Raw genomic sequence first — 21534 nt, 5'->3', positions numbered from 1 at the left:
TACCTTCCACCCAAGACGTACCTAACAAACGTTAGGTGGAAGGTAGCCGATGCGCCGATGAGTGTCTCCACCTCGTCCCCGGAAAAGGGGATTTCCGTCGTCACGGTCGACCACCCGCCGGTGAACGCGCTGCCGGTGCGCGGCTGGTTCGAGCTGGCCGGCGCCGTGCGCGACGCGGGCCGGGATCCGGAGGTCCGGTGTGTGGTGCTGGCCGCCGCGGGGCGCGGATTCAACGCCGGGGTCGACATCAAGGAGATCCAGGCGGCGGGCCACGACGCGCTGATCGGCGCCAACCGGGGCTGCGCGGCGGCCTTCGCCGCGGTGTACGAGTGCGAGGTGCCGGTGGTCGCCGCCGTGCAGGGCTTCTGTCTGGGCGGCGGCATCGGGCTGGTGGGCAACGCAGACGCGATCGTGGCGGGCGAGGACGCGGTCTTCGGGCTGCCCGAGCTGGACCGGGGCGCGCTGGGCGCGGCGACGCATCTGGCGCGGCTGGTGCCGCAGCATCTGATGCGGACGCTGTACTACACCTCGCGGACGGTGACGGCCGCCGAGCTGCGGGCGCACGGCTCGGTGTGGCGGGTGGTCCCGCCCCCGGAACTGCCGGGTGCGGCGCTGGAGTTGGCGCGGGAGATCGCCGCGAAGGACGGCCGGCTGCTCCGGCTCGCCAAGACCGCCATCAACGGCATCGACCCGGTCGACGTCCGCCGCAGCTACCGCTTCGAGCAGGGGTTCACCTTCGAGGCGAACCTCAGCGGGGTGGCCGATGAGGTCCGCGCCGCCTTCGGGACGCCGGGGGCGCGCGGGCGGGTCGACGGTGACGAGGTCGTTCAGGAGGAGCCGGGTGAGTGACAAGACGATGACCGCCGACGAGGCCGTCTCGCGGCTGGCGAGCGGGATGACCCTGGGCATCGGCGGCTGGGGCTCGCGCCGCAAGCCGATGGCCCTGGTGAGGGCGCTTCTGCGGTCCCGGATCACCGATCTCACCGTCGTCTCGTACGGCGGTCCGGACGTGGGCATGCTCGCCGCCGCCGGACGGGTGCGCAAGCTGGTCGCCGCCTTCGCCACCCTCGACTCCATCCCCCTGGAACCGCACTTCCGCGCGGCGCGCGAGCGGGGCGCGTTCGAGCTGATGGAGGTCGACGAGGCGATGTTCATGTGGGGGCTGCGGGCCGCCGCGCACCGGCTGCCCTTCCTGCCGGTGCGGGCGGGTATCGGCTCGGACGTGATGCGGGTCAATCCCGGTCTGCGGACGGTCACCTCGCCGTACGAGGACGGGGAGACCTTCGTCGCCATGCCGGCGCTGCGCCTGGACGCCGCGTTCGTGCACGTCAACCGGGCCGACCGGCAGGGCAACGGCCAGTACCTGGGCCCCGATCCCTACTTCGACGACCTCTTCTGCGAGGCCGCCGAGGCCGCGTACCTCTCCTGCGAACGGGTCGTGGACACGGCCGAGTTGACGAAGGACGCCCCGCCCCAGTCGCTGCTGGTGGGCCGCCATGTGGTGACCGGCGTGATCGAGGCCCCGAACGGCGCGCACTTCACGTCCTGCGCTCCCGACTACGGCCGGGACGAGCCCTTCCAGAGGGCGTACGCGGGCGCGCCCTGGGAGGACTTCGCGGGGCGGTTCCTGGCGGGCGACGAGCCCGCGTACCAGTCGGCCGTGCGGGCGTGGCACCGGGAGGACGCATGAGCGCGCCGGCCCTGAACGGAGTCACCCGCGCCGAGTACTGCGTGATCGCGTGTGCCGAGACCTGGCGCGGCGCCGGGGAGATCCTCGCCAGTCCCATGGGGCTCGTTCCGTCGCTGGGCGCGCGCCTCGCCCGGCGGACGTTCTCACCGGATCTGCTGCTGACCGACGGCGAGGCGCTGCTCGTCGGTGTCGACGGCACGGTCGAGGGATGGCTGCCCTACCGGCGGCATCTGGCCCTGGTCACGGGTGGCCGCCGGCACGTGATGATGGGGGCGAGCCAGATCGACCGGTACGGCAACCAGAACATCAGCTGTGTCGGCGACTGGGAGCGGCCGAGGCGGCAGCTGCTCGGGGTGCGGGGCGCTCCGGTCAACACCCTGAACAATCCGACCAGTTACTGGGTCCCGAAGCACTCCCGGCGGGTCTTCGTGGAGAAGGTCGACATGGTGTGCGGGGTCGGCCACGACCGGGTGGCCGAGTATCCGGCCGCCGCCCGCTTCCACCACCTGGCCCGGGTCGTGTCCGACCTCGGGGTCTTCGACTTCGCCACCCCGGACCGCACCATGCGGCTGGTGTCGCTGCACCCCGGTGTCACGGTGGAGCAGGTGGCGGAGGCGACGGGGTTCGCGCTCACCGTCCCGGACGAGGTGCCGTACACCCGTGATCCGACCGGGGAGGAGCTGCGGCTGATCCGCGAGGTGCTCGACCCCGGGAACACGCGTGCGCGGGAGGTGGCCGGCTGATGGAGACGGCTCTGACCCGGCTCGTCGGCGTCCGCCGGCCGATCGTGCAGACCGGGATGGGCTGGGTGGCCGGGCCCCGGCTGGTCTCCGCGGCGGCGAACGCGGGGGCGCTCGGCGTGCTGGCCTCGGCGACCATGTCGACCGGGCAACTCCGTGCTGCCGTACGGGAGGTGAGGGCCCGGACGGGCGGGGCGCCCTTCGGGGTGAATCTGCGGGCCGACGCGGGGGACGCGCGGGAGCGGGTGCGGATCATCGTGGAGGAGGGCGTGCGCGTGGCGTCGTTCGCGCTGGCGCCGTCGCGGGAGCTGATCGCGGAGCTGAAGGACGCGGGGGTGGTCGTGATCCCGTCCGTGGGTGCCCGGCGGCATGCCGAGAAGGTGGCGGCGTGGGGCGCGGACGCCGTGGTCGTCCAGGGGGGCGAGGGCGGCGGGCACACCGGGGAGGTGGCGACGACCGTCCTGCTGCCGCAGGTCGTGGACGCCGTCGACATCCCGGTCGTCGCCGCGGGGGGCTTCCACGACGGGCGGGGGCTGGTGGCCGCGCTGGCGTTCGGGGCGGCGGGGGTGGCGATGGGCACCCGGTTCCTGCTCACCTCGGACTCGACGGTGCCCGACGCGGTGAAGGCCCGCTATCTGGCGGCGACGGTCAAGGACGTCACCGTCACTCGGGCCGTGGACGGGCTGCCGCACCGCATGCTGCGCACGGAGTTCGTGAGCGCGCTGGAGGCGTCCGGCCGGGCGCGCGCCCTGGTGCGCGCCGTGCGCCACGCGGCGGGTTTCCGCCGGCTCTCCGGGCTGACCTGGCGGCGTATGGTCCGCGACGGCCTCGCCATGCGGCACGGCAAGGACCTCACCTGGAGCCAGGTCCTCCTCGCCGCCAACACACCGGTGCTGCTCAGGTCCGCGATGGTCGACGGCCGTACGGACCTCGGGGTGATGGCGGCCGGGCAGGTGGCCGGGGTGATCGACGACCTGCCGTCGTGCGCGGAGCTGGTGGACCGGATCATGAAGGAGGCCGAGGAGACGCTGGCGTCCCTGGGACGGCTCGACACCCGACACTGACCGGACGACCGCCCGGGCCACTCGACCCCGGACACCGCCCGCCACGGCCGCCCGGGCACCCTTGGCCACCGGACACCGCCCGCCACAGGCACCCGGGACCGACCGTCACAGCCACCCAAAAGCCCCTGACCGCCCCGCACCCCCCGTCACGACCGCCTAGGAGCCCCTGGCCACCGGACACCCGCCCGTCACAGGCACCCGGGGCCCCTGGTCACCCACAACACCGGCCGGCACGACCGCCGGGAACCCCTGCCCCCACACACCCGACACGGCCACCCAGGGCCCCTGACCACCCCACACCGCCCGGCACGGCCGCCCGGCGGCCGTCGCAGCCGCCCGGGGCCCGCCCCTCATCGCCGGGCGGTGAGGGCGGCCCTCACCCGTGCGGGGGTGACGGCGGTCCTCACCCCCGCACGCCGGCAGTCACAGGCGTTCGATGATCGTCACGTTCGCCTGCCCGCCGCCCTCGCACATCGTCTGGAGGCCGTACCGGCCGCCGGTGCGTTCCAGTTCGTGCAGGAGCGTCGTCATCAGCTTGGCGCCGGTCGCGCCGAGCGGGTGGCCGAGGGCGATCGCGCCGCCGTTGACGTTGACCTTCTCCGGATCGGCGCCCGTCTCCTTCAGCCAGGCGAGGACGACCGGCGCGAAGGCCTCGTTGATCTCGACGAGGTCGATGGCGTCGAGGGTGAGGCCGGTCTTCTTCAGGGCGTGGGCGGTCGCGGGTATCGGCGCGGTGAGCATCCGGATGGGGTCCTCACCGCGCACGGAGAGGTGGTGCACGCGGGCGCGCGGGGTCAGCCCGTGCTCCCGTACGGCGCGTTCGGAGGCGAGGAGGAGCGCGGCGGCGCCGTCGGAGACCTGGGAGGAGCAGGCGGCGGTGACGGTGCCGCCCTCGATGACCGGTTTCAGGGCGGCCATCTTCTCCAGGGAGGTGTCCCGGCGCGGCCCCTCGTCGACGGTGACGTCCCCGTAGGGCACGGTCTCGCGGGCGAAGCGGCCCTCGTCCACGGCCCGTACCGCCCGGCGGTGGGAGCGCAGCGCGTACTCCTCCTGCTCATCGCGGCCGATGCCCCACTTGGCGGCGATCATCTCGGCGCCGGCGAACTGGTTCACCGGCCGGTTCCCGTACCGCGCGCGCCATCCCTCGCTGCCCGCGAAGGGCCCGTCGGTGAGGCCGAGGGGGACGGCGGCCTGGCGGGAGGCGAAGGCGATGGGGATCATCGTCATGTTCTGCACGCCGCCCGCGACCACCAGGTCCTGGGTGCCGGAGAGCACTCCCTGCGCGGCGAAGTGCACGGCCTGCTGCGAGGAGCCGCACTGCCGGTCGACGGTCGTGCCGGGCACCTCCTCGGGCAGCCCGGCCGCCAGCCAGCTGGTGCGCGCGATGTCGCCGGCCTGCGGTCCGACGGTGTCCAGGCAGCCGAAGACGACGTCCTCCACGGCGGCGGGGTCCACGCCCGCGCGCGCGACGAGCGCGGTGAGGACGTGCGCGCCGAGGTCGGCCGGATGGACCCGGCCGAGCCCTCCCCCGCGCCGCCCGACGGGCGTCCGGACCGCTTCGACGATGTAGGCCTCGGCCATGTCGACTCCCTCGATGTCAGAGGATGTTCACGTCACGTACCGCTCTCCCGTACGGCGATCCCGTCCAGGACCATGGACAGGTACTGGCGGGCGATCTCCTCGGGGCCGTACTGTCCGCCGGTCCGGTACCAGGACGCGGCGACCCAGACCGTGTCGCGCACGAACCGGTAGGTGACCCGCGTGTCGAGGTCGGCCCGGAAGTCCCCCCGGGCGACCCCGTTCTCCAGGGTGGTCAGCCACGCCTTCTCGAACTTGGTCTGCGACTGCTCCAGGAAGAGGAAGCGCGGTTCCCGGGCGATCAGCTGCTGCGCCTCGTTCTGGTAGATCCGGACGGCGTCGCAGTGCCGGCCGATGGCCCGGAAGGACTCGGTGACCAGGGCCTCGAAGGTCTCCCGGGGGCCCGTTCCGGCGTCCAGGACGGCGTCGTAGCGCTCCCAGAGTTCGTCGAGGAAGGTCCGCAGGATCTCCTCCAGCATCGCGTCCTTGGACGAGAAGTAGTAGTAGAGGCTGCCCGCGAGCATGCCCGCGTCGTCCGCGATCCGGCGCACGGTGGTGGCGTTGTAGCCCTGGTCGGCGAAGACCCCGGCGGCCTTGTCGAGGAGTTCGCGCCGGCGGGCGAGCCCGGCGGCGGGGACCTGGGGGTTCTTCTTGCTCGGCACGCTGTTCGTCGTCCTCACGGGTGCTGGTTGCTGACGGAGACGGTCTCGCCCGTCATGTACGAGGAGTAGCCGGACGCGAGGAACACGATCACGTTGGCCACCTCCCAGGGTTCGGCGTACCGCCCGAAGGCCTCCCGCGCGGTCAGCTCGGCCAGCAGCTCGGGGGTCGTGACCTTCACCAGGTGCGGGTGCATGGCGAGGCTGGGCGACACGGCGTTGACCCGGACCCGGTACGGGGCCGCCTCGACGGCCGCGCACCTGGTCAGTGCCATCACGCCCGCCTTGGCGGCAGCGTAGTGCGCCTGACCGGCCTGGGCGCGCCAGCCGACGACGGAGGCGTTGTTGACGATCACGCCGCCGCCTCCTTCGTCCTCCCGCATCAGCCGCAGGGCGGCCCGCACGCACCGGAACGTGCCGTTCAGGGTCACGTCCAGCACCCGGGACCACTGCTCGTCGGTCATGTCGGCGACCTCGGCCGTGCCGCCGAGACCCGCGTTGTTGACGACGATGTCGAGCCGTCCGTGCAGTCGGGCGGCCGCCTCGAACAGCGCCCGCACCTGGTCGTCGTCGGTGACGTCGCACGGCACCGCGTCGACGGACCGCGCGCCGAACTCGGCGGCCAGCTCGGTCCTGGTCTCCTTGAGCCGGCGCGTGTGGGCGTCGCTGATCAGCACGCGCGCGCCCTCCTCCAGGAAACGCCGCGCGGTCGCCCCGCCGATGCCCGCCCCGGCCGCGGCGGTGATGACGGCGGTGCGGCCGGCGAGGAGGCCGTGGGCCGGGGGACACGCCGGGGGGTCGACGTTCGTCATGGGGGCACGCTAACCTACCAAACACTTGTTAGGGAAGGCCGGGCATGCGTCCGGTACGCCGTCCCCGCGTCCGCCGCACCGGCCGGACGCTCCACGGACCCGCACGCCCAACGGACCCGCACCCCCAACGGACCCGCACGCCCCACGGACCCGCACCCTCCACCCCCGGCCAGGCAAAGAGGCGCGCCCCCATGGACCTCACCGACTCCCCCGCCGACGAAGACTTCCGCGCCGAGGCCCGCGCCTGGCTGCGCGCGCACGTCCCGGCCGAGCCGCTGCCCTCCCTGGAGACGGCGGAGGGCTTCGCCGCCCACCGCGTCTGGGAGGCCGAACTGGCCGCCGGCCGCTGGTCGGTGGTCGACTGGCCGGCCGCGTACGGCGGCCGTGACGCGGGCCTGCTGGGCAGGCTGGCCTTCGAGGAGGAGTACTACGCGGCGGGCGCCCCGGGCCGCGTCGGCCAGAACGGCATCAGCCTCCTCGCCCCGACCCTCTTCGACCACGGCACGCCCGAGCAGCGGGCCCGGGTGCTGCCCCCGATGGCCTCCGGCGAGGTGGTGTGGGCGCAGGCGTGGTCGGAGCCCGGGGCCGGGTCCGACCTCGCCGCGCTCGTCTCCAAGGCCCGGCGCACGGACGGGGGCTGGCTGCTGACCGGCCAGAAGACCTGGTCGTCGCGGGCCGCCTTCGCGGACCGGGCGTTCGGCCTGTTCCGCAGCGAGCCGGGCACCCCGAAGCCCCACCAGGGCCTGACGTACCTGATGTTCGACCTGCGCGCGCCGGGGGTGACGGTCCGCCCGATCGGCCGCCTGGACGGCAGGCCCGCCTTCGCCGAACTCTTCCTCGACGACGTGTTCGTACCGGACGGGGACGTCATCGGCGAGCCCGGCCAGGGCTGGCGCATCGCCATGTCCACCGCCGGCAACGAGCGCGGCCTGACGCTGCGTCCGCCGGGACGGTTCCTCGCCTCCGCGGACCGGCTGCTGGACCTCTGGCACGCCCAGGGCAGCCCGGCGTCCGCCCGGGACCGGGTGGCCGACGCGCTGATCGGCGCCCGCGCCTACCAGCTGTTCACCTGCGCGGCCGCCTCCCGCTTCCTGGACGGCACCCCGGTCGGCCCCGAGTCCAGCCTGAACAAGGTCTTCTGGTCCGAGTACGACCTGGCCCTGCACGAGACGGCACTGGACCTGCTCGGCGAGGAGGGCGGGCCGGCGGACGCCCACTGGTCCGAGGGGTATGTCTTCGCCCTGGCCGGCCCGATCTACGCCGGCACCAACGAGATCCAGCGCGACATCATCGCCGAGCGCCTCCTCGGCCTGCCGAAGGGCCGCCGCTGATGGGCGGCCTCCTGCTGAAGGGCCGCCGCTGATGCGTTTCCTCCTGGACACCGAGCAGCGGGCGTTCGCCCGGTCGCTGGACGCCATGCTGACGGCGGCGGACACCCCGAAGGCCGTACGGGCGTGGGGGCGGGGCGAGCACACGGCCGGGCGGGCGCTGTGGTCCCGGGTCGCGGAGGCGGGGGTCTTCGCGCTGGCGGCGCCGGAGGCGTACGAGGGGGTCGGCCCCCTCCCGGTGGAGCTGGCCGTCGCCTTCGTGGAGCTGGGGCGGCACGCGGTACCGGGTCCCCTCGTGGAGACGGTCACGGCGGTGGTCCTGCTGACCGGTCCGGGGGACCCCGGCCCGGCCGCACGCCTGCTGCCGGCGCTGCTGTCCGGCACGGCGATGGCGACGGTGGCACCGTCACCCGGGGCGTACGCGCTGGACGGGGACGCGGCGAGCACCCACCTCTCGCTCGACCCGGAGCGGGGTGAACTGCGTCTGCGCCCCGGTCACGGCCCCGTCCGCCCGTCCCTCGACCCGGCCCGGCGCCCGACCCCGCTCTCCCCGGGCGGCACCCTCCTCGCCACCGACCCGGCCCTCCTGGCCCGGGCTCTCGTCTGGGCCCGGCTGGCGGTGGCCGCGCAGGCCCTCGGTGTCGGACTGGCGCTCCTGGACAGGACGGTGGCGTACGTCCGGCAGCGCACCCAGTTCGGGGTGCCCGTCGGCTCGTTCCAGGCGGTGAAGCACCGGCTGGCGGACGCGAAGGTGGCCCTGGAGTTCGCGCGTCCGCTGGTGTTCGGGGCGGCGGTCACGCTGGACCCGGCGGACGCGGCGGCGGCCAAGGTGACGGCGTGCGAGGCGGCGTACACGACCGCGCGCACGGCGCTGCAGCTGCACGGCGCGATCGGCTACACGGCGGAGTACGACCTGTCGCTCTGGTTCACCAGGGCCCGAGCGCTGCGGACGGCGTGGGGCACCCCGGCCGAGTGCCGGGCCACCGTGCTCGACGGCGCCCGTCGCCGCTGATTTTCGGGCACGCCCTCAGGCGACGATGCCCTCGGCACGGGCCGCCGCCAGCCACTGCGGGAACTCCCCCACCAGCCGGTCGTACAGCTCGGCGTCGGACACCTTCCGCGGGTCCGCACCCGCGGGGAAGAAGCCGGCGTTGTCGACGACCCGCTTCCCCGGCACGGCCAGGTCGTCGAGCCGCCGCAGGAAGTCGAACTGCTTGCTGCCCGGGTCGCCGAAGCCGATGAACTGCCAGAAGAGGGGGAGCCGGGCGGCCTTGCACATGTACCGCTCGGCGGCGAGCCTGCTGGTGGGCCCGCCGTCGGTCTGGAAGACCACGAAGGCCGGGTCCTCGGCGCCGCAGTCGAGGTAGTGGTCGATGACGGCGTCCATGGCCAGGTGGTAGTCGGTCTTCCCCATGTGGCCGAGCCCGGCCACGATACGGTCGATCCGGCCGTGGTGGTCGGCGAGGGAGATCTCCGTGACCGCGTCGACCCCGGTGGAGAAGAAGACGACCGGAACGGTGCCGTCGTCGTCGAGCTGCGCGGACAGTCCGAGGACCCGGTCGGCGAGGGCCTGCACGCTGCCGTCCTTGTAGTAGGGCCGCATGGAGCCGCTGTGGTCGATCACGAGATAGACGGCGGCCCGCTGCCCCGTGAGCCCGTGCCGGTCGAGGGAGTTTCCGGCCGCCTTGTAGAGGTCCACGAGCGCGGGGGCGGTCTCCATCATCTTGGTGAGACTGATCGCGGGCATACGGCGGTCCTCCTGACCCCAGGGCTCTGCGAAGCCCCGAGGTTAGGGCACTCCCCCTGTCCCCTCCACCCTGATCGTTCGCTACTTTGTTCGCCGCCGTCCTCACCGGCTCGTCATCAGCCCCGCACCCCCAAGGAGCCGGCCGTGGAACCCGAGTCCCCGTCGTCGTCCGAGCCCGTCGTCACCACCTGCTACCGCCACCCGAAAGTGGAGTCGTACGTCCGCTGCACACGCTGCGAGCGGTTCATCTGCCCGGACTGCATGCGGGACGCGGCCGTGGGCCACCAGTGCCCGGAGTGCGTGAAGGAGGGCGCGAGGACCGTCCGGCAGGCCCGTACCGCCTTCGGCGGCCGGATCTCGGCCGTCCCGCTGGTGACGTACATCCTGATCGGCCTGAACGTCGTCGTCTACGTCGCCGAGCTCCTCCGCCCGTCGGTCGTGGACGACTTCGCGATGCTGGGCCGGGGCCTGCTCGGCCCGGACGGGCTGCACTACGTCTGGCAGGGCTCCTACCCCGCCGACTTCCGCCTCGAAGGCGTGATCGACGGCGAGTGGTACCGCCTCCTCACCGGCGCCTTCCTCCATCTCCCGCCCACCGAGGGCACGTTCGGCATCCTGCACATCGTGATGAACATGGTCACGCTGTGGAACGTCGGCAGGATCGTCGAGGCCCAGCTCGGCCGCGCCCGCTACCTCGCCCTCTATCTCCTGTCCGCCCTCGGCGGCTCCGTCCTGGTCCTCCTGCTCGCCCCCGACACCAGTACGGTGGGCGCCTCCGGCGCGATCTTCGGCGTGTGCACGGCGTACTACGTGCTGGCCCGCCGCCTGGGCGCCGACCCGGCGGGCATCAACCGCTTCATGGCCGGCCTGCTGATCTGGCTGGTCGTCTCGGCGGTCGTCACGTCCTGGCAGGGCCACCTCGGCGGCCTGCTGACCGGCGGCCTGATCGCCGCGGGCTTCGCGTACGCGCCCCGGGACCGGCGGCGGGTGCTGGTGCAGGCGGGGGTGTGCGCGGCGACGGCGGCGCTGCTCGTGGTGCTGGCACTCGCCAAGGCCGCGCAGATGACGACCTGAACGGCGGCGGGCGCCGGCGCTCCCGGCGGCCTCCGGACGTGCGACGGCGCCTGCCCAGTCGTCCGGTCGGGGACTGGCGGGCAGGCGCCGTCTCGGGGGGTCTGGGGAAGTACCCCCAGATGACCCGCCCGTACGCCGTTGTACGGGACGTGTGTGGCGGTCCGAGGGGTCAGACCATCAGGGAGCGGTCGGTCGGGCGGATCGGGGCCGGCAGGTCGCTCGCGCCCGTCAGGAAGCGGTCGCAGCCCCGGGCCGCCGAGCGGCCCTCGGCGATCGCCCAGACGATGAGCGACTGGCCGCGACCCGCGTCACCGGCGACGAAGACGCCCGGCACGTTGGTCTGGAAGTCGGCGTCGCGGGCGATGTTGCCGCGCTCGTCGAGGTCCAGGCCGAACTGGTCCACGAGACCGTTCTCGCGGTCGGTGCCCGTGAAGCCCATGGCCAGCGTCACCAGCTGGGCGGGGATCTTCCGCTCCGTGCCCGGCTTCTGCGTCAGCTTGCCGTCGACGAACTCGACCTCGACGAGGTGCAGGAACTGGACGTTGCCGTCCTCGTCGCCCTCGAAGTGGGTGGTGGAGACGGAGTAGACCCGCTCGCCGCCCTCCTCGTGCGCCGAGGTGACCTTGTAGAGCATGGGGAAGGTCGGCCAGGGCTGGTTCGGGGCACGGTCCTCGCCGGGCTGCGGCATGATCTCCAGCTGGGTGACCGAGGCAGCGCCCTGGCGGTGGGCGGTGCCCACGCAGTCCGCGCCCGTGTCGCCGCCGCCGATGACCACGACGTGCTTGCCCTCGGCCGTGATGGGGGGCGCCACGAAGTCGCCCTCCTGGACCTTGTTGGCCAGCGGCAGGTACTCCATGGCCTGGTGGATGCCGGCCAGCTCGCGGCCGGGGACCGGGAGGTCACGGGCGGTGGTGGCGCCCGCGGCGATGACGACGGCGTCGTACCGCTTCCTCAGGTCCGTGGCCTTGAGGTCGCGGCCGATCTCGATGCCCGTCCGGAAGCGGGTGCCCTCCGCGCGCATCTGCTCGATGCGGCGGTTGATGTGCCGCTTCTCCATCTTGAACTCGGGGATGCCGTAGCGCAGCAGACCGCCGACGCGGTCCGCGCGCTCGTACACCGCGACCGTGTGACCGGCCCGCGTCAGCTGCTGCGCCGCCGCGAGGCCCGCCGGGCCGGAGCCGATGACCGCGACCGTCTTGCCGGACAGCCGCTCCGGGGCCTGGGCCGCGACGTCGCCGCTGTCCCACGCCTTGTCGATGATGGAGACCTCGACGTTCTTGATGGTGACGGCCGGCTGGTTGATGCCGAGCACGCACGCCGACTCGCACGGGGCCGGGCACAGCCGCCCGGTGAACTCCGGGAAGTTGTTCGTCGCGTGCAGCCGTTCCGACGCCGCCGCCCAGTCCTCGCGGTAGGCGTAGTCGTTCCACTCGGGGATGAGGTTCCCGAGCGGACAGCCGTTGTGACAGAACGGGATGCCGCAGTCCATGCAGCGGGACGCCTGCTTCGAGATGATCGGGAGCAGCGAGCCCGGGACGTAGACCTCGTTCCAGTCCTTCAGGCGTACGTCGACGGGGCGGGACTTGGCGACCTCGCGCCCGTGGTTCAGGAAGCCCTTCGGGTCAGCCATTGATCGCCGCCTCCATCATCTTCTCGGTGATCTCGGTCTCGGAGAGACCGGCCTGCTCGGCGGCGGCCTTGGCGGCGAGCACTGCCTTGTACGTGCTGGGGATGATCTTGCTGAAGCGCGTCACGGCGACGGGCCAGTCGGCGAGCAGCTTCTCGGCGACCGTGGAGCCGGTCTCCTCCGCGTGGCGGCGCACGACGTCGTGCAGCCACTGCTCGTCGGTGTCGTCGAGGGCCTCGACGGCGCCCAGGTTGCCGACGTTGACGTTGTCGCGGTCGAGGTCGATGACGTAGGCGATGCCGCCGGACATACCGGCCGCGAAGTTGCGGCCCGTCTCGCCGAGGACGACCGCGTGGCCACCGGTCATGTACTCGCAGCCGTGGTCGCCCACGCCCTCGGACACCACCAGGGCGCCGGAGTTGCGGACACAGAACCGCTCACCCGTACGACCGCGGAGGAACAGCTCGCCGCCGGTGGCGCCGTAGGCGATGGTGTTGCCCGCGATGGTGGAGTACTCGGCGAGGTGGTCGGCGCCCCGGTCGGGACGGACGATCACCCGGCCGCCGGAGAGGCCCTTGCCGACGTAGTCGTTGGCGTCGCCCTCCAGGCGCAGGGTGACACCGCGCGGGAGGAAGGCACCGAAGGACTGGCCGGCCGAGCCGGTGAAGGTGATGTCGATGGTGTCGTCGGGCAGACCGGCCCCGCCGAACTTCTTGGTCACCTCGTGGCCGAGCATGGTGCCGACCGTGCGGTTGATGTTGCGGACCTTGACCTGGGCGCGGACCGGCTGGGCGTCGGTGGCGTCCGAGGCGGCCAGGGCGTCGGCGGCGAGCTTGATCAGCTCGTTGTCGAGCGCCTTCTCCAGGCCGTGGTCCTGCTCGATCAGCTGGTGGCGGACGGCGCCCTCGGGCAGGGCGGGCACGTGGAACAGCGGCTCCAGGTCCAGGCCCTGCGCCTTCCAGTGCTCGACCGCGCGGGTCACGTCGAGCGTCTCGGCGTGGCCGACGGCCTCCTCGATGGAGCGGAAGCCCAGCTCGGCGAGGATCTCGCGGACCTCCTGGGCGACGAACTCGAAGAAGTTCACGACGTACTCGGCCTTGCCGGAGAACCGGTCGCGCAGCGTCGGGTTCTGGGTGGCGATGCCGACCGGGCAGGTGTCCAGGTGGCAGACGCGCATCATGACGCAGCCGGAGACGACCAGCGGAGCGGTCGCGAAGCCGAACTCCTCGGCGCCGAGGAGCGCGGCGATGACGACGTCACGGCCGGTCTTCAGCTGGCCGTCGGTCTGCACGACGATACGGTCGCGCAGGCCGTTGAGCAGCAGCGTCTGCTGGGTCTCGGCGAGACCCAGCTCCCAGGGGCCGCCCGCATGCTTCAGCGAGGTCAGCGGGGACGCGCCCGTTCCGCCGTCGTGGCCGGAGATGAGCACGACGTCCGCGTGCGCCTTGGAGACACCGGCGGCGACCGTGCCGACGCCGACCTCGGAGACCAGCTTCACGTGGATCCGCGCCTGCGGGTTCGCGTTCTTCAGGTCGTGGATGAGCTGGGCGAGGTCCTCGATGGAGTAGATGTCGTGGTGCGGCGGCGGGGAGATGAGGCCCACGCCCGGCGTCGAGTGCCGGGTCTTGGCGACCCACGGGTAGACCTTGTGGCCGGGCAGCTGGCCGCCCTCGCCGGGCTTGGCGCCCTGGGCCATCTTGATCTGGATGTCGTCCGCGTTGACCAGGTACTCCGAGGTCACGCCGAAGCGGCCGGAGGCGACCTGCTTGATCGAGGAACGGCGCGCCGGGTCGTACAGGCGGTCCGGGTCCTCGCCGCCCTCACCGGTGTTGGACTTGCCGCCCAGCCGGTTCATGGCGATGGCGAGCGTCTCGTGCGCCTCGCGGGAGATCGAGCCGTACGACATGGCGCCGGTCGAGAACCGCTTGACGATCTCGGTGACCGGCTCGACCTCGTCGATGGAGATCGGCTGCCGCTCCCCGGCCTTGAAGCCGAACAGGCCGCGCAGCGTCATCAGGCGCTCGGACTGCTCGTTCACGCGGTCCGTGTACTTCTTGAAGATGTCGTAGCGGCGCGTGCGCGTGGAGTGCTGGAGGCGGAAGACCGTCTCCGGGTCGAACAGGTGCGGCTCGCCCTCGCGGCGCCACTGGTACTCGCCGCCGATCTCCAGGGCGCGGTGGGCCGGCGCGATGCCGCTGGCCGGGTACGCCTTGGCGTGGCGGGCGGCGACCTCCTTGGCGATGACGTCGATGCCGACGCCGCCGATCTTGGTGGCCGTGCCGTTGAAGTACTTCTCGACGAACTCGTCCGCGAGACCGACGGCCTCGAAGACCTGGGCGCCCCGGTAGGAGGCGACCGTGGAGATGCCCATCTTGGACATGACCTTCAGGACGCCCTTGCCGAGGGCGTAGATCAGGTTGCGGATGGCCTGCTCGGACTCGATGCCGGAGAGGAAGGTGCCGGCGCGGACGAGGTCCTCGACGGTCTCCATCGCCAGGTACGGGTTGACGGCGGCGGCGCCGAAGCCGATCAGCAGGGCGACGTGGTGGACCTCGCGGACGTCACCGGCCTCGACGAGCAGCCCCACCTGGGTGCGCTGCTTGGTGCGGATGAGGTGGTGGTGGACGGCCGCGGTGAGCAGCAGCGACGGGATCGGCGCGTGCTCGGCGTCGGAGTGGCGGTCGGACAGGACGATCAGCCGGGCGCCGTTGGCGATGGCGGAGTCGGCCTCGGCGCAGATCTCCTCGATGCGCGCGGCGAGGGAGTCGCCGCCGCCGGAGACCCGGTAGAGACCGGAGAGCGTGGCCGCCTTCATGCCGGGCATGTCGCCGTCGGCGTTGATGTGGATGAGCTTGGCCAGCTCGTCGTTGTCGATCACCGGGAAGGGCAGGGTGACGCTGCGGCAGGACGCGGCGTTCGGCTCCAGGATGTTGCCCTCGGGGCCCAGCGACGAGCGCAGCGAGGTGACGAGCTCCTCGCGGATGGCGTCCAGCGGCGGGTTGGTGACCTGCGCGAACAGCTGGGTGAAGTAGTCGAAGAGCAGCCGCGGGCGCGAGGACAGCGCGGCGATGGGTGAGTCGGTGCCCATGGAGCCGAGCGGCTCGCCGCCGGTCTTGGCCATCGGCGCGAGGATGACGCGCAGCTCTTCCTCGGTGTAGCCGAAGGTCTGCTGGCGGCGGGTGACCGAGGCGTGGGTGTGCACGATGTGCTCGCGCTCGGGCAGGTCGGACAGCTCGATCTCGCCGGCCTCCAGCCACTCCGCGTACGGGTTCTCCGCGGCGAGCTGGGCCTTGATCTCGTCGTCCTCGATGATGCGGTGCTCGACGGTGTCGACGAGGAACATCCGGCCGGGCTGCAGCCGGCCCTTGCGGACGACCTTGGCGGGGTCGATGTCGAGGACGCCGACCTCGGAGCCGAGGACGACGAGTCCGTCGTCGGTGACCCAGTAGCGGCCGGGGCGCAGACCGTTGCGGTCCAGGACCGCGCCGACCTGGCGGCCGTCGGTGAAGGTGACACAGGCCGGGCCGTCCCAGGGCTCCATCATCGTGGAGTGGAACTGGTAGAAGGCGCGGCGGGCGGGCTCCATGGAGTCGTGGTTCTCCCACGCCTCCGGGATCATCATCAGCACGGAGTGCGGCAGGGAGCGGCCGCCGAGGTGGAGCAGTTCCAGGACCTCGTCGAAGGACGCGGAGTCGGAGGCGTCCGGCGTACAGATCGGGAAGATCCGGTCCAGCGTCTCCTGCGGGCCGAAGAGGTCGGAGGCGAGCTGGGACTCGCGGGCGACCATCCAGTTGCGGTTGCCCTTGACCGTGTTGATCTCGCCGTTGTGCGCGACGAAGCGGTACGGGTGGGCGAGCGGCCACGACGGGAAGGTGTTCGTGGAGAACCGGGAGTGCACGAGCGCGATCGCGGAGGCGAAGCGGCGGTCGGACAGGTCCGGGAAGAAGGGCTCCAGCTGGCCGGTGGTCAGCATGCCCTTGTAGACGATGGTCCGCGCGGACAGCGAGGGGAAGTAGACGTCGACCTCGCGCTCGGCGCGCTTGCGCAGCACGAAGCTCTTGCGGTCGAGGTCGATGCCCGTGGCGGGCGCGGCCGATCCGTCGGCGACGAAGATCTGGCGGAAGGCGGGCATCGTCGAGCGGGCGGTGGCGCCCAGCAGCGCGGGGGCGACGGGCACCTCGCGCCAGCCGAGGACGGTCAGGCCCTCCTCGGTCGCGATGGCCTCGATACGGGCCGCGGCGTCGTCGGCGCCGTGCTCGGGCAGGAAGGCGATGCCGACGGCGTACGCGCCTGCCTCGGGCAGCTCGAATCCGGCCACCTCGCGGAAGAACGCGTCGGGGACCTGCGAGAGGATGCCGGCGCCGTCACCCGAGTCGGGCTCCGAACCGGTCGCCCCGCGGTGCTCCAGGTTGCGAAGAACCGTGAGCGCCTGCTCGACCAGCGCATGGCTCGCCTCGCCGGTGAGGGTGGCCACGAAACCGACGCCGCAGGCGTCCTTCTCGTTGCGGGGGTCGTACATACCCTGCGCAGCAGGGCGAGCATCCATGAAGGACCACTTCTGGCCGTTCGCGGAGTGCTGGGACGGCTGGCGCGGCGTACGCATCGGCTCTCCCGTCGTCGTCATCTGGCATGTGCGTGTGCCGAGGGACGACGTTGGCCCTCTGCGTAAGGTGCAAAATTTCGTGCAGGTTACATGATGGAACGGTTCTCGGGAAGCGGATACCGCGTCCCAACATGCGGACGCCACGGGCGCGGAGGGGTGCCGCGCGCAGTGGCGTGGACAGGCGTCGACAGGCGTGGAGCTGGGGGGTCGGCCGGACAGATCCGTGTCGGCAGACCGCGGGGCGCAGAAGGCGTCGTCGCCACTGCTTACAGGTGCTAGGCAGGCGTCATTGCCTGCGGCGCTTACGGCTCATGCCCAGCGGTTAAGCGTTCGAAACCGCCTGGTAACGACTATTTATGCGGTCCCGCGCATACGTAGCCATCCGATCCATCATACGGCCGCCCCGATCAGGCTGCCCAGGGCGTACGTCACACCCGCCGCGGCACCCCCGAGGGCGAGCTGCCGCAGACCGCTGAACCACCAGCTCCGGGCCGTCACCCTGGCCACCACCGCCCCGCACCCGAAGAGCCCCAGGAGCGCCACCAGCACCGCGGGCCACAGCGCCCCCGCGCCCAGCAGATACGGCAGGACGGGGAGCAGGGCGCCCAGCGCGAAGGAGCCGAAGCTGGACACGGCGGCCACGGTCGGTGACGGGAGGTCGCCGGGATCGATGCCCAGTTCCTCGCGGGCGTGGATCTCCAGGGCCTGCTCGGGATCGCGCGAGAGCTGGCGCGCGACCTCCCGGGCGAGCCCCGCCTCGACGCCGCGGCTCTCGTAGAGCGCGGCCAGCTCCCGCTCCTCGTCCTTGGGGTGCTTGCGCAACTCCCTTCGCTCGACGTCGAGTTCGGCCTCGACGAGTTCCCGCTGGGAGGCCACCGAGGTGTATTCGCCGGCGGCCATCGAGAAGGCGCCGGCGGCGAGCCCCGCGAGCCCGGCGACGACGACCGCCTCCCGGCCGGCCGAGCCGCCCGCGACACCGGTCATCAGGGCCAGGTTGGACACGAGCCCGTCCATCGCACCGAACACGGCGGGGCGCAGCCAGCCTCCGTTCACGTCCCGGTGGGTGTGGTTGTCGCGGTGCGCCTCGTGCAGCGCGGCCTCGGTGTCGATGACGGCCATTCCGGTCCCCCAGAGAAGCTAAGCCAAAGCTAACTTTGGACAGAATCTAATCTTTAACAACGCCCACAGTACGCCGCGTCATTCCCGTCCGCCAGCAAGGAAAGGCTGGACTAACCTGCGGTTTTACCGTCGAATGCGCAGACGATCACGGCACCGCTCATATGTCGACCGGGTGACGTTGAGGGCTCGCAGGCTCAGGTCAACCGCCGATGGTGGGACACATCCGCAAAAGGTGTCCCTGTGGAAAGGCCCGCGTATGGCATCCGTCGCCCGCATCCCCTCGGTCCCGGCGCCTCAGGACGCCACCGACCTCCGCGAGCGGGCCCGCGGCGCCCTGCTGGGCCTGGCGGTCGGAGACGCCCTCGGCGCCCCCGCCGAGAACCTGAAGCCGTCGGAGATCCGCGCCCGCTGGGGCCGTATCGAGGGCTATGTGGTGGACGAGCCCAGCGGCACGGACGACACCGAGTACGCGATCTTCTCCGGGCTCCTGCTGGCCCGGCACGGCTCGGCGCTCACCGTCACGCATGTGGAGACGGCCTGGCACCAGTGGATCGCGGACCGGGACGAGGGTCCGTTCCGGGGCGCCGGCTTCAGCGAACGCGGCACCCTGGAGAACCTCCGCCGGGGCCTGGCCGCGCCGATCTCCGCACAGCACCGGCATGCCTGGAGCGACGGGCTGGCCATGCGCGCGGCCCCCTTCGGCGTCTTCGCCGCGGGCCGCCCGGCGGAGGCCGCCCGGCTGGTCGCCGTCGACGGCTCCGTCAGCCACGACGGGGAGGGCATCTACGGCGGTCAGGCGGTCGCGGCCGGAGTCGCGGCGGCGATGGCGGGCGCCCCCACCATCGCGGTCGTGGCCTCCGCGCTCGCCGTGATCCCCGAGGACTCCTGGACGGCCCGCTCCCTGCGCCGGGCGGTCGCCGTCGCCCACCGCGGCGAACGCGCGGTCCGCTCCGCCGTCGTCATCGGCGGCTACCCCTGGACCGACCTCGCCCCCGAGGCCGTCGCCCTCGCCTTCGGTGCCTACGCGGCGGCCGACGGCGACTTCACGGAGTCGGTGCTGACGGCGGTCAACATGGGCCGCGACGCCGACACCACCGCCGCCGTCGCCGGCGCGCTGGCCGGGGCGACCCGGGGCGCGTCCTCGATCCCGTCCGAGTGGGCGGCGGCCATCGGCCCGGCGCGGGGCAGCTGCCTGCCCTCCATGGCGGGCCACCACGTCCTGGACGTGGCCGAGCTGCTGACCCCCGGCGAGGGCGGCAAATGGACCACCGACACACCCCACTTCCCCCGGAACACCCGCCCCCTCCCCACCAGAACCGACTTCACCCCGCCCACCCCTACGCCGGTCGACTTCAACCCGGCCGCCCCCGCCGCGGCCCCGGCCGACTTCACGCCGGGCGCCCCCGACCCGGCCGACTTCACGCCGGTCGCTCCCGCCACGGGCGCCTTCACCCCGGGCGCCCTCGCCCCGGCCGACTTCACGCCGGGCACCCCCGCCGCGGTCGCCCCCGCTCCGGCCGACTTCACGCCGGGCGCCCTCGCCGCGGTCGCCCTCGCCCCGGTCGCCCCGGCCCCGGCCGACCTCACGCCGGGCACCCCCGACCCGGCGGTCTTCACCCCGACCGCTCCTACGCCGGTCGACTTCAGCCCGGTCGCCCCCGCCCCGGCCACCCTGGCCCCGATCGACTTCACCCCGGTCGCCTTCGCCTCGGACGCCCCCACTCCGGGAGCCTTCGCCCCGGGCTCTCCCGACCCGGCCGACTTCACCCCAGTCGCCCTTGTCCCGGGCACCCCCGACCCGGCGGTCTTCACCCCGACCGCCGCCGCCACTGCCGCCCCCACTCCGGTCGCCTTCACCCTCACCGCCCCCACCCCGGGCGCTCCCGCCCCGGCGGTCTTCACCCAGACCGCCTGCACCCTGACCGCCCCCACTCCGACCGCCTTGGCCCCGACCACCCCCGCCCCCACCGCCTTCACCCCCACCCCCGCCGACACGACGGAGACCCCGGCATGACCCCGCCCACCCCGTGGGACGACACCACACCCGCGCCCTCCGCACCGCACGACGAGCCGCCCCTCCGGAGACCGGTCGCACCGCGCGCGGCCGCGGCGCCCGGGACCGCAGCCGACTCCCTCGCCCCCGAGGACGTCGAACCCGCACGCCCGGTCTCGGCGAAGCCGCTCACCCACGGCGCCGCGGCCGCCGACGGCGGGGAAGCCCCACAGGGGCCACCCGCACCCGACGACGAGAGCCGCACGGGCGGTGCGGGTGGGGAGACGACGGCCGATGGCGAAGCCGAGGCCCGTCGGGTGGCGCCGGAGGCCAAGGGCGGAGCCGAGGCCCGGCGGGCGGCGTGCCGCCCGCCGGGCACCCGTATCGAGGGCCTCCTCCTCGGCCTCGCCGCGGGCGACGCCGCCGGCTGGCCCGCCGCCCGCCACCGGGCCGCCCGTATGCCGGAGTGGACCCGCCGCCTCACCCGCGAACTCGACACCTTCGCCGAGCAGAACGCCACCACCACCCTCCCCGTCCCCATCGCCCTCAACCAGCCCCCCGAGCCCCTGCGCCTCGGCCCCTCCGACGACGCCGAATGGGCGGCCTTCGCCGCGGAGGCCCTGCTCCGCGCCGGCGACGCCGCGGCCCTGGGCGACCTCAGCCTGGAACGCCGCACCCGCGCCTCGATCGACCTCTCCTGGAACGCCGTGGCCAGCGAGATCGCCGCCGCCGCCGAACGCGCCCCCGAGGTCGAGTCCGCCGTACTCCCCCTGCGCGCCCGTATCTCCGTACGCGCCGGCCTCGGCAACCTCGCCACCGGCCTGCGCCCGCCCGCCACCGGCCACGACAACCCGCACTACTTCGACGACGCGGCCTGCGTACGCGCCTGCGTGCTCGCCGTCGCCCACCCCGGCGACCCGCGGGGAGCCGCCGAACTCGCCGAGTTCGACGCCCGCTACACCCAGGACGGCGACGGCGTGCACGGCGCACGCGCGATGGCCGCCGCGCTCGCGCTGGCGCTCGTCGGCGCGAACGTCGACGACTGCACGGCGGCGGCCCTGGCCGAACTCCCCGCCGGAACGGAGATCGGCCGCAACGCCCGCCACGCCCTGGACCTCGCCCACCGCCACCGAAGCGAAGGAACCTTCGCGCTCGTACCGCTCCTGGAGCACCAGATCGTCGACCACGTCTACAGCTACGGCATCGCCGCCGCCGAGACCGTCCCCGTGGCACTCGCCCTGGCCACCGCCGCCGAGGGCCGGATCGCCGAGGCCGTCCCCGCCGCCGCCTGCCTCTCCCGCGTCGCCGACTCCGCCCCGGCCCTCGCCGGCGCCCTGACCGGCGCGCTAGGCGGCGGCACCGCCGTCCCGGCCTCCTGGCGGGACGCCTGCCGCACCCTCTCCGGCTGCGCCCTCCCCCGCCTCACCGGCACCGATCTCGTACACCTCGCCGAACTTCTCGCAACCACGGAACTCGCCACCCCGGGGGGATGATTCGGGC

Annotated in this window: 15 protein-coding genes and 1 pseudogene; 9 read left to right on the top strand and 7 right to left on the bottom strand. The window is 73.1% G+C overall.

Features of this window, described 5'->3' with window-relative positions:
- Positions 1–57: 57 nt before the first annotated feature.
- Genes PYR72_RS35995 through PYR72_RS35980 form a run of 4 tightly spaced genes read left to right on the top strand, consistent with a single transcriptional unit; the run spans position 58 to position 3494 of the window.
- Positions 58–849 (top strand): enoyl-CoA hydratase family protein, encoded by a 792-nt coding sequence (locus PYR72_RS35995; RefSeq protein WP_275459177.1) that lies wholly within the window; start codon positions 58–60, stop codon positions 847–849.
- Positions 842–1690 (top strand): CoA-transferase, encoded by an 849-nt coding sequence (locus PYR72_RS35990; RefSeq protein ID WP_275459176.1) that lies wholly within the window; start codon positions 842–844, stop codon positions 1688–1690. The genes PYR72_RS35995 and PYR72_RS35990 overlap by 8 nt, the downstream gene beginning before the upstream one ends.
- On the top strand, positions 1687–2433 hold the full coding sequence (locus PYR72_RS35985; RefSeq protein ID WP_275459175.1) for a CoA-transferase: 747 nt from the start codon (positions 1687–1689) through the stop codon (positions 2431–2433). The genes PYR72_RS35990 and PYR72_RS35985 overlap by 4 nt, the downstream gene beginning before the upstream one ends.
- The gene (locus PYR72_RS35980; RefSeq protein ID WP_275459174.1) at positions 2433–3494 is read left to right on the top strand and encodes a nitronate monooxygenase; all 1062 of its coding nucleotides are present in this window, start codon (positions 2433–2435) and stop codon (positions 3492–3494) included. The genes PYR72_RS35985 and PYR72_RS35980 overlap by 1 nt, the downstream gene beginning before the upstream one ends.
- A gap of 423 nt (positions 3495–3917) precedes the next feature.
- Here the strand turns inward: PYR72_RS35980 and PYR72_RS35975 are convergent, their stop codons facing one another.
- From PYR72_RS35975 to PYR72_RS35965, 3 genes are read right to left on the bottom strand one after another with little or no spacing between them, the layout of a single operon-like run.
- Positions 3918–5075 (bottom strand): acetyl-CoA C-acetyltransferase, encoded by a 1158-nt coding sequence (locus tag PYR72_RS35975; protein WP_275459173.1) that lies wholly within the window; start codon positions 5073–5075, stop codon positions 3918–3920.
- Between the two features lie 32 nt (positions 5076–5107).
- Complete coding sequence (locus tag PYR72_RS35970; RefSeq protein WP_275460614.1) at positions 5108–5734, bottom strand: TetR/AcrR family transcriptional regulator; 627 nt, start codon at positions 5732–5734, stop codon at positions 5108–5110.
- Between the two features lie 14 nt (positions 5735–5748).
- Positions 5749–6543: an SDR family oxidoreductase gene (locus PYR72_RS35965; RefSeq protein WP_275459172.1), complete on the bottom strand. Its 795-nt coding sequence runs from the start codon at positions 6541–6543 to the stop codon at positions 5749–5751.
- Between the two features lie 191 nt (positions 6544–6734).
- On the opposite strand from PYR72_RS35965, the gene PYR72_RS35960 reads away from it, so the two are divergent.
- Both PYR72_RS35960 and PYR72_RS35955 read left to right on the top strand, forming a co-directional pair.
- Complete coding sequence (locus tag PYR72_RS35960) at positions 6735–7874, top strand: acyl-CoA dehydrogenase family protein (protein WP_275459171.1); 1140 nt, start codon at positions 6735–6737, stop codon at positions 7872–7874.
- A 31-nt stretch (positions 7875–7905) separates the two neighbouring features.
- Complete coding sequence (locus PYR72_RS35955; RefSeq protein WP_275459170.1) at positions 7906–8883, top strand: acyl-CoA dehydrogenase family protein; 978 nt, start codon at positions 7906–7908, stop codon at positions 8881–8883.
- 15 nt (positions 8884–8898) lie between these two features.
- On the opposite strand, the gene PYR72_RS35950 is transcribed toward PYR72_RS35955, so the two are convergent.
- A complete protein-coding gene (locus PYR72_RS35950) occupies positions 8899–9618 on the bottom strand; it encodes a VWA domain-containing protein (protein WP_275459169.1) in 720 nt (239 codons plus the stop codon).
- A gap of 144 nt (positions 9619–9762) precedes the next feature.
- Here PYR72_RS35950 and PYR72_RS35945 point away from each other — a divergent pair, with 144 nt between their 5' ends.
- The gene (locus tag PYR72_RS35945) at positions 9763–10692 is read left to right on the top strand and encodes a rhomboid family intramembrane serine protease (protein ID WP_275459168.1); all 930 of its coding nucleotides are present in this window, start codon (positions 9763–9765) and stop codon (positions 10690–10692) included.
- A gap of 169 nt (positions 10693–10861) precedes the next feature.
- Here the strand turns inward: PYR72_RS35945 and PYR72_RS35940 are convergent, their stop codons facing one another.
- From PYR72_RS35940 to PYR72_RS35930, 3 genes are all read right to left on the bottom strand, one after another.
- Positions 10862–12322 carry a glutamate synthase subunit beta gene (locus PYR72_RS35940; protein ID WP_275459167.1) on the bottom strand — a complete coding sequence of 487 codons (1461 nt, stop codon included), beginning with the start codon at positions 12320–12322 and terminating at the stop codon, positions 10862–10864.
- Positions 12315–16922: a glutamate synthase large subunit gene (gltB, locus tag PYR72_RS35935; protein WP_275459166.1), complete on the bottom strand. Its 4608-nt coding sequence runs from the start codon at positions 16920–16922 to the stop codon at positions 12315–12317. Before gltB ends, PYR72_RS35940 begins: the two co-directional genes overlap by 8 nt.
- 390 nt (positions 16923–17312) lie before the next feature.
- Positions 17313–18041, bottom strand: a complete 729-nt coding sequence (locus PYR72_RS35930) for a VIT1/CCC1 transporter family protein (protein ID WP_275459165.1) — start codon at positions 18039–18041, stop codon at positions 17313–17315.
- A 256-nt stretch (positions 18042–18297) separates the two neighbouring features.
- Here PYR72_RS35930 and PYR72_RS35925 point away from each other — a divergent pair.
- Together PYR72_RS35925 and PYR72_RS35920 are read left to right on the top strand one after the other, a co-directional pair.
- Positions 18298–19305: pseudogene (locus PYR72_RS35925) on the top strand (ADP-ribosylglycohydrolase family protein); the annotation flags it as partial.
- 746 nt (positions 19306–20051) lie between these two features.
- Positions 20052–21527: an ADP-ribosylglycohydrolase family protein gene (locus PYR72_RS35920; RefSeq protein WP_275459164.1), complete on the top strand. Its 1476-nt coding sequence runs from the start codon at positions 20052–20054 to the stop codon at positions 21525–21527.
- Positions 21528–21534 lie beyond the last annotated feature (7 nt).

Source organism: Streptomyces sp. VNUA24 (assembly GCF_029167005.1).
In the GTDB taxonomy this organism is placed as follows: domain Bacteria; phylum Actinomycetota; class Actinomycetes; order Streptomycetales; family Streptomycetaceae; genus Streptomyces; species Streptomyces scabiei.
This window is presented reverse-complemented; position numbering and strand designations above follow the sequence as displayed.